Source organism: Colwellia piezophila ATCC BAA-637, assembly GCF_000378625.1.
GTDB lineage: Bacteria > Pseudomonadota > Gammaproteobacteria > Enterobacterales > Alteromonadaceae > Colwellia > Colwellia piezophila.
On record NZ_KB905165.1, the window covers coordinates 339,105 to 352,406 of the forward strand.

The 13,302-nt window shown below is 40.9% G+C and carries 6 protein-coding genes; all 6 read left to right on the forward strand.

The genetic code is table 11. From position 1 onward, the window contains the following. The first annotated feature begins 233 nt into the window (after positions 1-233). Entirely contained in the window at positions 234-3,551 is a 3,318-nt protein-coding gene (locus tag F580_RS0112015) for a TonB-dependent receptor (protein ID WP_019027983.1), read from the forward strand. A 31-nt stretch (positions 3,552-3,582) separates the two neighbouring features. Then, the gene (locus F580_RS0112020) at positions 3,583-6,612 is read left to right on the forward strand and encodes a hypothetical protein (RefSeq protein WP_019027984.1); all 3,030 of its coding nucleotides are present in this window, start codon (positions 3,583-3,585) and stop codon (positions 6,610-6,612) included. A gap of 68 nt (positions 6,613-6,680) precedes the next feature. Further along, the gene (locus F580_RS0112025) at positions 6,681-9,794 is read left to right on the forward strand and encodes a hypothetical protein (protein WP_019027985.1); all 3,114 of its coding nucleotides are present in this window, start codon (positions 6,681-6,683) and stop codon (positions 9,792-9,794) included. A 348-nt stretch (positions 9,795-10,142) separates the two neighbouring features. Further along, on the forward strand, positions 10,143-11,627 hold the full coding sequence (locus F580_RS24435) for a glycoside hydrolase family 27 protein (RefSeq protein WP_019027986.1): 1,485 nt from the start codon (positions 10,143-10,145) through the stop codon (positions 11,625-11,627). A gap of 140 nt (positions 11,628-11,767) precedes the next feature. Further along, entirely contained in the window at positions 11,768-12,331 is a 564-nt protein-coding gene (locus tag F580_RS24440; RefSeq protein ID WP_019027987.1) for an RNA polymerase sigma factor, read from the forward strand. Next, the coding region (locus F580_RS0112040; protein ID WP_019027988.1) for a FecR family protein at positions 12,331-13,302 on the forward strand (972 nt) is incomplete at its 3' end. The genes F580_RS24440 and F580_RS0112040, both read left to right, overlap by 1 nt.

Genomic DNA, 13,302 nt, shown 5'->3' on the forward strand with positions numbered 1-13,302 from the left:
GCTATGTTCAGGGTTACTAAAAAAAGTACATCATTCATCGCTGCCAAAAAAATAAGCTAATTAAATAAATAAATTTAAGGGTAATTATCCCCTTAAACACTCTGTATACATAGAACTAAAATAATACTCATAAAATTAAGCCGTTTAAGCATTAAATAAGTTACTTAATTAACAATAAAAATAGTATTAGATATTTCGCACAGTTTAAACATTTTTACAGGAGCAGAAAGTTAATGTATAAAAAAAATAAGATAACAAAAAGCATACAGCTACAGCTGTTAACTGCGGCACTTTTGATGCCATTGCCATTTATGGCAGTTCAAGCACAAGAAACAGCACAAGAAACAGCAGAAGAAAAAACACAAAAAACTAACGAAGCCAAAACCGAAGATGCAGTAGAAGTCATCTCCGTTACCGGCACACTAAACTCATTACGCGAAGCTGCAGCTGCTAAAAGGTATGCAAACCAAATTCTAGATGCTATCTCTGCTGAAGATATCGGTCAATTGCCTGATAACAATATGGCAGAAGCATTACAACGTATTACTGGTGTGCAAATTGGCCGAGACGATACGGGTGCAGGATCGGGTTTTGCAGTACGTGGTTTAAGTGATAACAGAGTTGAGATAAACGGTCAGACTATGGCCGGCTCAGGTGAAAGCCGCAGTAATGATCTCAGCAGCCTCGACTCGGCGTTATTTAGTGGTGTAGAAGTCATTAAATCGCCAACAGCAGACATGATTGAAGGTGCATTAGGTGCCACGGTACGTTTAAAAACTCGTAAGCCTCTAGACATGAAAGACAATATGCTTAACCTTGATGTCAGAGGTACTAAAGACTCTATGGCTGACGATTATGGTCATAAAGTATCTATCTTAGGTGCAACAAAATTTGATTTGAACGATTACGGTCAATTCGGGGTGATTGTCAACCTGAGTACCAACAACACCATAAATTCCAGTCATAATTTTGGCTCTAATTGGGGCTTAGCTTCACAGAGCCAAATAGACGGTAAAAGTATTTTTCAGGACGATGCCCAGCGCAGCTTTAATTTATATAGCCCATTAAACTTAGGACTAAAACAATCTTATTTTGATACACAAAAAGACAGTGCCAATCTAGAATTGCAGTGGCAGGTAAATGATAGTTTAGATTTTAGCTTTTCAAGTACGGCCTCAAAGAAAGTAGAAGATAGAACGTCTCGTGGCATGAGAATTGTTTTTGATAAAAACCCCATTTTATCTCACAATCAGCGTGAGTCAGCCTACAATGATGCACCGGTATTTTTACCAGTATTCTCCAGAGCACCCACCGGTAGTGAATACGAAAGAACTTGTCAAGATCTAAACGATGACGGAAATACAGCCGCCAGCTGTTTTACGCAAGTACCCGCGGGTGGCAGCATTGATCGTTATATATTGCAAGCCGGTACCTTCGACGCGGCAAAAGATCAATCTAAATTAGATTTTAAAACCGGTGAAATAGAACAAGACGTTATTACCAATACCTTGGGTTTTAATTATTTTATTACTGACGATCTTAGCATGGAAATGGCTTGGTCTACCTCGACCAGTAAGACTAAAACCGATGAGGTTGCGCTTAACTATTACTCTAACCTGAGCAATACCGATATTGAAGATGAAGATGGTGAAAATTTAGAGAAGCTAGCGAATGAAACTTTTACCCATGTTAATTTTGCTACAGGCTCAACGTTACCTGATTTTTCTTTATATGCATTAGAAGATGGGCTGTCAGCTGAGGATAATGAAAGTAGGGTGGCCGATGCGTTTATGGCATCCCAACTTTATTCTCTAAATACTATGTCACCCAGCTACAATGAAAGTGAGAATAAAGTTGAATCACTCAATGTTGATTTTGATTGGTCTCTAGACAATGACATTTTTACCTCAATTGAGTTTGGCGCACGCCTAGGAAAAAACGCAACAAATCGCGCGGAATGGAAAACACAAGTTACGCCGAGCTTTGTGAGACATGCCATTACGAGTTGGCGTTGGCGAGAAACCGATCAAGATTTTTCTACTCAGGCTAATCCACTCTACAGCGGTAGTAATCAAGACCGGCCCAATTTTGACTGGGTTGATACCGTTATGGCCGAAAACGGCGGCCCAGAAAATTACATAAGCCAGCATCTAACCACAACAGAACCCTTCTTCCCTAACAGTACTACCAATGTTAATGTACCAAACTGGGTTACCTTCGATATGAATCATAAAGAGCTAGGCCAGATGGTAACTGATTTGTTCCCTGGGCGAGAAGGAAACTGTATTGAGGGATTAGATGCATGTTATACAAACTCGGCGCCTCGTTTGGTTGATCCCAACAATCCAAATAATACTGAAGAGCTGGCAATAACCTACACGCTGCCTTCAGGCGAGCTTAACCATTTTAATGAAAGATACGCCTACCTTATTGAAGAAGAAACCACCGCTTTCTACCTGAAAACCAATTTTGAAAATGTCGTCTTTGAACTACCCTATACCGGTAACATCGGTGTACGTTATGTTAAAACCCAGACAACTTCACTGGGGGCACAAAGCCAAGTGTTTTACGATGGTGAAGTTGCAAAAGATGAGGCGGGTGAAACTATCTATGAAATTAATCCGATTGAAATTAAAAACAGCTATACCAATATATTACCGTCAGCCAATATTAATTTTGCGCTGCAAGACAATATGTTCCTTAGGTTTGCGGCATCTAAAACTATGTCACGAGCTAACCAGAGAAAAATGTCACCGTCACAGTTCGTCAGTCCGACTGCGTCAAGTGCCAGGATAGGTAATCCCTATTTAGAGGCACAAACTGCCTGGAATTATGATAGCTCATGGGAATGGTACATTGATGACGTTAACATGGTATCGGTTGCCGTTTACAGAAAAGAGTTATCAAACTTCCTGGAAGATTCCACTTACACTATACCTGGCGATGGTACCAAAGAAAATCCAGTTATTGTCATTACTCAACCCGTTAATGGCGGTGATGGCACCATAAATGGTATTGAAATAGGGGGCAATCATACCTTTAGCTATCTGCCCGGTTTTTTAAATGGTTTCGGTGTGTCAGCAAATTATACCTACACTGACTCATCGCAGTCATCCGGTTTAAGTGACCTAGATGGCAGTAAACTACCTGTGCCTAACCTTTCTAGCAATAGTTTTAATTTTGTTCTTTTCTACGATAAAGCCGGCTTTAACTTTCGGGCAGCCTACAACTACCGAGATGAATCTTATGCTGGTCCGGCAACAGCCAGTGACGACTTAATTTATTTTGAACCTAAGGAAAACGCCAATTTTAACGAAGCATATTATTCACCAGTCGGGGTTTATTTACCGACATGGAATGACGAATTCGCGACTTTAGATTTATCGATGAGCTACAAATATAAGCAAACACGCATATTTTTACAGGCAACTAACGTGTTAGATGAAGTTAGCAGAAAGTATGTTGGCGATAAAGAGACCACTCATATGCTCACCAGTTCGTATAACGACTCGGGTGCCAGTTACGTACTTGGTTTCAGCCAACAGTTTTAGCCTCAGCTATTTGAAAAGGAACAGAAATATTATGAAAAATAAATTTAACAACCTGGTTAAAATCGGCTTGTACACCTCAATTATTCTACTTAGCGCTTGTGGCAGTGAGAGTGGTTTAGATAACCCGGGCATTAAAATGGGCTCAGAATCAACCGTAGATCCCGTGACCTTACAAAATTTTAACGCAATAACGCAAGTAAGAGTACTGATTGATGAACAAGGTAATGAAACAACTGAACTCTACGCGCTTAGATCAGGGGTGATTGCAGACTTTCAACATGTATTTAATACCCAGGCAATTACCGGCATCGGCTTAAACGCTACGGTGAATGCTTCAGTGACAAGCGTTATCGATATTACCGGCACAAAATTGGACCCGGCAATTGTACCGCTACTCACCCAACTAGCCAACCAAAGAGCAAGCTGCGAAGTGAGAAATAGCTCGAAAGTAAATTTGCTGGATAAAGAGGCATGTAGTGCTTCTGGGGCCATTGCAATATGTAACGAAAATGACTCTTATAAAGTTGACCCAGAAAAAACGTGTGCAGAGCAACCGGATCCGTATTCTTATGAATATAAATATGGCATCACGTTACAAGAAGTTGCTGTTATTGAGCCAACAGACGTTGATCCACTTGACATCATTTCGCTGAGAAGTATTTACACCACAGATGCCTATGGTGAAAAATTGGGAACAGCAAGCGAATACGCCGGTTACTCTAAAGAACACGGGGTAGATATTGCTCAATTTTCTGCTTTAGCCATTCAATTTAACTTAGGTGATACAGAGGGTTATTGGAATAAAGCCTTTCAGGCCATAATAAACGTCGCTGGCGACCCGACTGAAATAGTCGTGTCCACCGTTGACAGAGATCCACTTCCAGAGACGCCGCGTAATAAATTTGCCGGTGACGATATGAAAAACGTTACGCCGGGTAAAACTGTTGAAACCATGCTGTCATTTACGGGTCACAATACCAGAATGCCAGTGCAAATCAGCAAAAGCACTGAATTTGAGTTAGCGTATGCAATAGATGACGGTGAATTTGTCACTTTATCTGGCAACGAGTCGGTTATGGCTTCCTGCGGTAGCGCAGGCGTTATTTGTCTTCGTAATGGCGAACAACTTAAGGTACGTATTCCTACGTTAATAAATAACGCGATCGACGCAAGCGACCCTGCCTTTGATGCTGCTTATGCTTTTACCGTTAAAGTCGGTGAGGGTTGGTTGGGAGACGAAACGCTACCTAAGTATGAAACCAACTTTAGTGCCACTACCCATGCTTGGGATTATGTGCCAGCTGTAGAACCTACTTTGTTATTTCCCACCTTAAATAGTGCCACTCGTGATAGTGATAAAGTTATTCGTGGTCAGTTTACCATCACCCAAGAGATGAAAGATTTTACCCGTGGTGAGGGGCAAGGTACTGTCGATAAACCCGATGTATTACAGCCAGTAAGCGCAACATTGCAAAGGTCTATCGATGGCGGCACGACTTGGACATCACTAGCAAATATTGTTATTGCTGAACTTACTGACGAAAATGGTGACAATGTTGAATTAAGTAGTAATATTCTGCCCACCAGTAATAGTGACGTTTTTGACTTTAGTTTTAATGATGTGGTGTTAGAACCAGGAACAGAAATTGATGGTCCAAGAGTGAATATGTTCCAAATTGTGGCTACTGCAAACCTTAAGTATACAACACCCTCCAATGTTGAAGTAAGCAGTGTCAGCGAGCCATTAAAGGTTAATATTGAACACAGCTTGGCAGACATCGTATCATTCCCTACTGGCAGTACGGCCATGTTAAGTCATCTTCGAGACGTTTCCATCAACCCGAACAATGGCTTGCTATATATGATCGACTCAACATCACCTGACGCCGATGCTGAGGGTAAAGGAGGCATAAATAATATCATTTGGAAATACAATTTAGATGCCATTAACCCACCTGTTTGTGCCAGCGTGCCAAAATCAACCCATAACAATAGTAAGAAAAATGAAGAGGGTACTAAGAAACACCCATCCACTATTATTCAATTTAATCATGCTCGAGCAGATCTTGGCGGCGTTTTCGTTAAAGCCGGTATCAACTTAATGTATTGGAATGAAGAGCTATTAAATGCCGGCCCCCAAGACAGCCGACAAGTAAGCGCCTTCAAGGAAGATGCTGCTAGTCATACCCCATGGTCTGCAACCTCCGGCCAATTTGATTACACCGGCCGATTTTTCTATATGACCGCTCAAGGTAGGAAGCCTGGCAGGGGCCAATGTTTTGTTTGTACTTTGCAGTATGAAACAGTTTCACAAGACGGTAAAGAAGTCATTTCAAGGGTTAGAGCAGCACCGAGTGACGCTTCTGGTAGAGCAGCTCGTGAAGAGCAAGCCCCGACGAATTCAGGCCCTTATAATAATGGTATATCGCTAGATATTATCACCTATAAAGATGAAGTGACAGACGAAAATGGCGGCGTTGACGTCAACATTGATGAGTGGCTTTTATCCTTGGATATGGTAAATAATAACACTCATTGGAACAAGTCTGGGGTTGGTACGCTACCTAGCAAGCCAATGGGGGCAATGAATTTGAGAAAGATGCAGTTGCAACAGCCATTGCCAAGTGAAAACATCTCTTACAACGAAGATACTTCTTGGAGTGAGGTGTTTTTAAAAGATGAAAACAACGATGTACTTGTGATCAACGAAGGCCATTCGATAGCCATTGATGACAAACGACAAAAAGCCTACATTGTTGACAATACACCAGGCAGCCAGAAAATCTATCAGTTCGACCTATCAAACCTTCGCACAGAGCAAACGTTGAAAGTTGAAAAGGTACTCATTGATTTGGCCGTTACAGACGGTGAAAACAAAGTAGATACCAAATATGAAATGCTTGCTTCGTTAAAAATGGACCCAGGTGCAGATTACCTATTAGGAACAGATCGTGTTACCGGCACGGTATATATCATCGATCCCATATCCGGCGACATCTCCATTTTATTAAGGGGTTTATTAACTAAGACCGATCCAGACCAGAAGGTGTGTAATCAATAAAGAACATAAGCCATCAGGGGCGTTGACCCCTTAGTGGTATAAACCTTCTAACTCTTATAGGAAACATTATGAATAATAACAAATTTAAGCTAAATCTTGTCACCGCAACACTGTTGTCGTTGCTGGCAACTGCTTGTAGCGAAGAAACAGACCAAACGGCAAATATCAGTGACGACATCCCTGAACCATTAGCATTCGTAAAAAGCGGCGAATATCAAACCGTCATTTCTGCCCCAGCAGGCAGTAACAAATTAAATGGCTTGTCGTTAGAACTTATTGATGAAGCAACCCTAGAGGCTAGATTACAAGAAGAAAGAGAAAAACCTGAATACGCTGAGCTCAGTGCTGATGAATTAGAAACTATTATCAATGAGTTTGAGGCAACGATACGTACAAGCGCCATTTACGATGGCACTGCCACTACTTATAAGTTATTGCCAACCGAAGCGACAAGAAAAGTTACGGGTATAGAGTCATTGGCTCACCACCAATTTAGCCTAGCTTTAAATGGTGCTGCGCCTAATGTGCCTCACCCTGACAGATGTCCTGGTGATGCTGACTTTTTAGTGCCAGAAGACCCGACAACGGCTAAACCCGACGGTCAAACGGCGCCTATCACGCAATTTTATAGTTATGGAGCCGACGTAGACACAGTTGTTTTAGGCGATGAAGTTGATATGCGCTTTAATATTCCAGCTTATCGTTATGGCATTACTTATGCCGCCACGCTTAATTATGGTGATAAGCAATATGATTTTTCAGTATCAACACCAGAAGAAGTAAAACTGCCCAATGACCTCGAATTTATCAGCAATGGTGACGGTCAGTTGTTGGCTCGCGTGCAAGACAGGTTTTCAACAGACGTGGTAAAAGGGCTGGACTTTACCGAATCGCTTTTTAACTTCACTGGCGGTAACGTAGAACACCAAATGTTAACCACACCGGTTGCTGATACCGATGGCAATATTATTCCAGTAAAAGCGGGCAAAGTTTATACCTTTTTAACGTCAGCGCCAGTCACGGGCATGAGCGCTTTTTCTCGTAACTCATTTAACTTCACCGTTGAAGATCATGACCGAACCTACGTTGAAACGGGTTATCGCGTTATCAATGAAGGTAAACCAAGTGAACAAATTTTTGAAGAATACTCAATAGAGCAAAGTGTGGTTCAGGTTCGCTCAATTAGTACTGATAAAATTACGCAAACATACTCTGGCGGCTGTGCTGCTCAGGGAGATGTTATTGCGGTTAGTTTTCATTTGCCTGCCGATTCATATGATAAAACGTTTTCAGCAACACTGACTTGGCCTAGCTATGAACTTGTACAAAAATTAGATGATAACGGTGATGTCGAGCTAGACGATGAGTTAAACCCAGTGATGGTATCTCAGCTAAAGCAAGAGGAAATTACCTTTAATGTCCAAACGGCAGTCGAAGATAGTGAGCCGACCAAACTCGACACCGATACTGTCTTTACCAAGCGTAGTACTAACGTGCCTGCCGATGGGTTTGTTTATTACGAAATAGACTTAAAAGACTTTAATAATGCATTGGCTGTTTTTAATGTTGAAAATACTGAATATTCTATTGATGGAGCGCCGTATACATCAGGTGTAGCTTCAATAGCACCCGGTCAGAGTTTGATTATTCGTGTTCAGGCCGCCAATACGGGGTCAAAGTCACACACCGTTAGAATTGCGGGAGTAGACTACCAATGGGACACAATAGTAGCAGCCGGTGCTAGTGTTGAAGCCTTTACTGCGGCTATTAATTACCCGCCAGCCGTTTCTGCTACTTTATCGGACAGTGTGACACTTAGAGGGCATGCTTATTTTGCCAAAGAAGTTGACGGCAAAATGGTTACCTCTACAACCTCTGTAGATCTTGAAGAAAATATCACAATTACAGCAAGTGATATTTTAATAGAGGGTACAGCATTAAATGCTGAAGGCTTAACGGAAGGTATTGATTATACCTTTGACGCCCAAACCGGTATTTGGACAAGAACCCTTTCGCTTGTTGAAGCGGGTGATTACAACTTTACGCTTACCAGTGCTGATACTATTACCGATACGGTATCTATACGTAAGTTAGCCAGTGACGCCACAATGCCGAGTGATATGACTACCGACTACAAAGGTTTTGATGACATCAGCTTTGATCAGCGCAACAATGTATTTTATGCAACATCTGTAGGTTCTTCTCAATTGGTTAAATTTCCACTGGTATCAACGTTGACTGAACCAGGCGACGAAACCGGCAGAGAATTGTTAACCATAGAAAACAAGCATGATAAGTCGAAAAGTTATAGTGACAATTACATGGTGCAGATCAACAATAATGACCCCATTGACCGTCGTTATATTTTCAAAAGTGGTAGAAATAAATTATCAACTAGCTTACTAGAGCCAGGCATATTAACCGAAAAAATAAGTTCAAATAACTATCTGGATGTCACTAAGGGAATACCTGACGAAACATCACACGCGGTGTTTGATGATGAGGGCAAGGTAATTTACGTTACCGGAAAGGCTAAGTTATCTCAGGTAACACCAAACTACAGTGACTTATATGACGTTAACGATGGCGGCGTGCAAATTCCATTTATATCCACCGAAGGTTTTTACAATGTGCAAGGTGTCGTGGTTTCTTCGCAATTTGATTCACAGTCTGTTGATATTTTTACCCTTAACAGTGGAGAGTTCAGCGGTCAGCAAATAATCATTGCACTGTCTAAAGTCCGTTGGAAAAATGATGGTGACAATACACTGTGGTTTATCCCGAAAAAACCGACTTACATTGCCGATTCATCAGCGACACCTATTACGCTGGTTGTAATGAATGGTGATACTGAAGAAGCACTGCAGCTCGATAAAGCAACAAGCGTAGCCGTTGATGATAATCGACAAACAGCGTATGTAGTTAATGGTGATAATACGTTATATGCCATTGACTTATCTGCTCTTGCAGGACTGTTTGAAAACGCTATTCCGCAGGCGAGTTCCGACCCGGTGAAATTAGTGGCTAAACAATTATCACTGATGTCAACGCCTGACGGTGCAATAACGTCACTTATAATGGAAGGTGGATTGCCCTATTTGGTCGCGACCGATAAGGAAAGTTCAGTTTACGCCATCGACCAGGTTACCGGTGAAGTTGTTTATCTTATTAAAACTAAATAACTTGGTGTAGCAGAAACAATCAACGGGATAGCTATTATACCCGTTGTAATACGCACTAAACACGCCCATTAATCATCGGGCGTGTTTAGTGCCTTGCGAGGTCGCAAAGCTGATAAGCGAAAGCAAGCGGTATTAAAGAATTTATAGGAAGTTAGCGCTAAACAACACAAGTATAGCTATGTATTTACAGCGATAAACAGCCCTTAATAAAGCTTCAAACTGTAGCTTTAAATTAAAATTTCATATTTAAATTGAAATAAGTCTAGGGTTTTTCATCACTTTTAGCTCTATCTATATATTGTTAATGTGAAATCAAAATTTCCGCAAAAATTTGAATTAAGGGTACTAATGAATAATTCTCTAACAGGCATAGCGTTAGCTTTGTCGCTAGCCATAACGGGCTGTAATTCGACATCGCCTGAAACATCAGGCCAAAGTTTAGTGTCAGCAGCGCCAATGGCACAATTAGCCCAAACGCCGCCACTGGGTTGGAATAGTTTTAACAGCTATGGTGTTTATTTACACGAAAAAGCCGCTTTAGAAAACTTAGAAGCGTTTGCTGAAAAATTACAACCGCACGGTTATGAATATTTTGTTATTGACGCTGGCTGGTACGGCGAGTTTGAACTTAGACCAGGCACACTGTTTCCGGCAGAAAAACATGCCGAAGAGGTTAATCTTGATGAATACGGTTTATTAGAGCCAAGCCAAACGTATTTTCCTGGCGGTATGACACCGATTATTGACCGTGCCCATGAGTTGGGTGTTAAGTTTGGACTTCACATGATGCGCGGTATTCCACGTAAAGCTGTTGAACTGAACCTGCCTATTAAAGGCACTAAATATCGTGCCCGTGATATTGCTGATACCTCAAGTACTTGTGGTTGGAACAATCAAAACTATGGCGTTGATATGACCAAGCCTGGCGCTCAAGAATATTATGACAGCGTTTATCAAAAACTTGCCGATTGGGGCGTAGATTTACTTAAAGTGGATGACTTAACTCACTACCCGAAAGAAATTGCAGCCATTAAAAATGCCATTGCTAAAACCGGTCGCCCTATTGTTTATAGTTTATCGCCGGGTGGCTCTACCAATACTAAAGATTTCTCCCACTACCTAAACGCAAATATGCTACGCGTTACCCACGATATCTGGGATGAACAGGCGTCTATCGAACGTTCTTTCGAAGTATGGCGTGACTGGCAAGGCATGGCTCGTCCAGGATTTTGGCCTGACTTAGATATGCTACCTTTTGGTCCTCTGCAGTTGATGAACCCAGCAGGTGACAGCGCTAAAGATGAAGGTACCGTTGCTTTAGCGGGTAAAGGTCACACTCGCATGAGTGAATTTAACCAAGAGCAAATGCGCACCTTTATGACGCAGCGCTCACTATTTGCTTCGCCGATAATGATGGGGGGCGACTTACCAACATTGGATGCTTATTCTTTAGAGATAATTACCAATAAAGACATGTTGGCCTGTAACCAAACAGGTATTAGCGCTACTTTAGTAAAAGAAGAAGACGGCATTGAAGTATGGGGTAGTACTACACCAGCAGTGCAGATCCAAGGTTGCATGGGGATATTCAACCGTAGCAACGAAGTTAAAACGATAAGTCTCAGTAAAGAATGGTTAGATTTTAGAGAGTTCTACCAAAATGACTATTCTTTAACACGTAAAGGTAAGAGCAAGTATAACCGCGTATATAAAAACGCCTTTAATGTTAAGGATGTTTGGGGTGAGAAAACTTACCTAATAGACAACCAGACTATTACGGTACAAGTAAAACCTAATGACGTATTGTTTTTAGTTTACGAAGAGCAACTGTAATTCGCTAGCTAAAAGCGTTATATTTCGATATATCGTGTAATAACAAATAAACTTAGGGTTTATTTGTTATTACAGACTCTATAGTAATAGAATATGAAAACGTCAATATCACGCCCTTAACACTTTTTGAAAGATGAAATATGACAGATAACGATTCAAATAATATAACTAGCTTGGTTTCTCATCGAGATTATGCAATGAAAATCGTCTCTAGATTGTTACCTCCATCCGACGTAGAAGATGTTGTGCAAGAAGCGTATATCAAAGCTTTTCAAATGATGAAACGAAAAACAATTGATTACCCAAAGACGTACTTATGCACAATCGCAAAAAATTTGGCTTTTGATCTATTAAAAAGAGCTCATTTAACAGTAAGTATTTTTGATGACGAGAATGAATTATCAGAATTACAGTTAATAGGGCGGCAAGATGATACCCACAAGAAAGTATGCGTTGAACAAAGTTTAGAAAGAGTGAGCGAAGCCATGCGATTAATTCCAGAGAAATGTCGGCGGGTATTAATTCTTAAAAAAGTTTACGGTTACAAAAATAAAGAAATAGCGACAGAGCTAGATGTGACCATTAAAACGGTCGAAGCACACATGACAACGGGGATAAAACGTTTTAACTTCTACATGAAAACTCTTGAATCAAGAACGACGCTTCAAGAAGCATATGGAACTGAGAAGCAAAGGCAAAGATGATGAATACTACCAAAGATACAGTAATTGAATTTCCTAAAGATGACCGAGTTGAAGAGGAAGCCGCACAATGGTGCGTAAAACTGATGGATGATTTAACGCTAGAGGAAGAAGCTAAACTACAAACTTGGTTGGCTAAGTCATCTACTCATCGTAAGTTATTTGTCAGTATGGCACATAGTTTAGATCAGATGGAACAATTAGCACCTTTAGCTGAAGTTTTCCCTCATGAACCTAATAAAAAAACGAAACCATTTAGCCATAGATATATGGGGCTAGCCGCCTCTTTAGTTATTGGTTTTGCATTCACTTTCACTTGGTTTACTTCACAGGATGTCTCCAAAGAACTTGTAAGTCTGCCAGTTATTGAGCAACAAGAAGTTAAAGAGCAACAATACTATTCAACTGAAGTAGGCGAAATTCGTACGGTCATGCTTAGTGACGGCTCAGCACTTCTGATGAATACAAATACACATGTCAATATTAATTACACCAAAGAACGTCGTGAATTAATACTTACCCAAGGTGAAATACATATCACGGTTGCTCATAACAAACTGCGCCCTTTAAGTGTTGATGTTGGGGGGAAAACCATTGAAGCGGTGGGCACTGCCTTTAATATAGAGTATGCCAGAGATGAATTGATCGAGCTGATAGTCACTGATGGTACTGTGAAGGTGTTTGATCAACTACAAACAAGTGAAATTGATAGCGAACCTGTTAGCATCAAGGTTGAAGCTGGCAGACAAATCGCTATTGATGGTAAAACTGTTATCACCCCCGATCTGATTAACAATGCTAGCCTGACATCTGACGTAAACCAAACTCTAGCATGGCAAAGTAGATATTTAGTTTTTACCGGTATGCCGCTTGAAGATATGGTTGCTGAAATAACTCGCTATACTGGTGTCGCTATAGAAATCGCTGACAGTGATTTAAAGCAGGTTAAAATAGTAGGTCGATTTAAAACCAAT

Bases quoted from the DNA above. Each gene is read 5' to 3' on its own strand.
- F580_RS0112015 (WP_019027983.1), top strand. From the start codon at position 234: ATGTATAAAAAAAATAAGATAACAAAAAGCATACAGCTACAGCTGTTA.
- F580_RS0112020 (WP_019027984.1), top strand. From the start codon at position 3,583: ATGAAAAATAAATTTAACAACCTGGTTAAAATCGGCTTGTACACCTCA.
- F580_RS0112025 (WP_019027985.1), top strand. From the start codon at position 6,681: ATGAATAATAACAAATTTAAGCTAAATCTTGTCACCGCAACACTGTTG.
- F580_RS24435 (WP_019027986.1), top strand. From the start codon at position 10,143: ATGAATAATTCTCTAACAGGCATAGCGTTAGCTTTGTCGCTAGCCATA.
- F580_RS24440 (WP_019027987.1), top strand. From the start codon at position 11,768: ATGACAGATAACGATTCAAATAATATAACTAGCTTGGTTTCTCATCGA.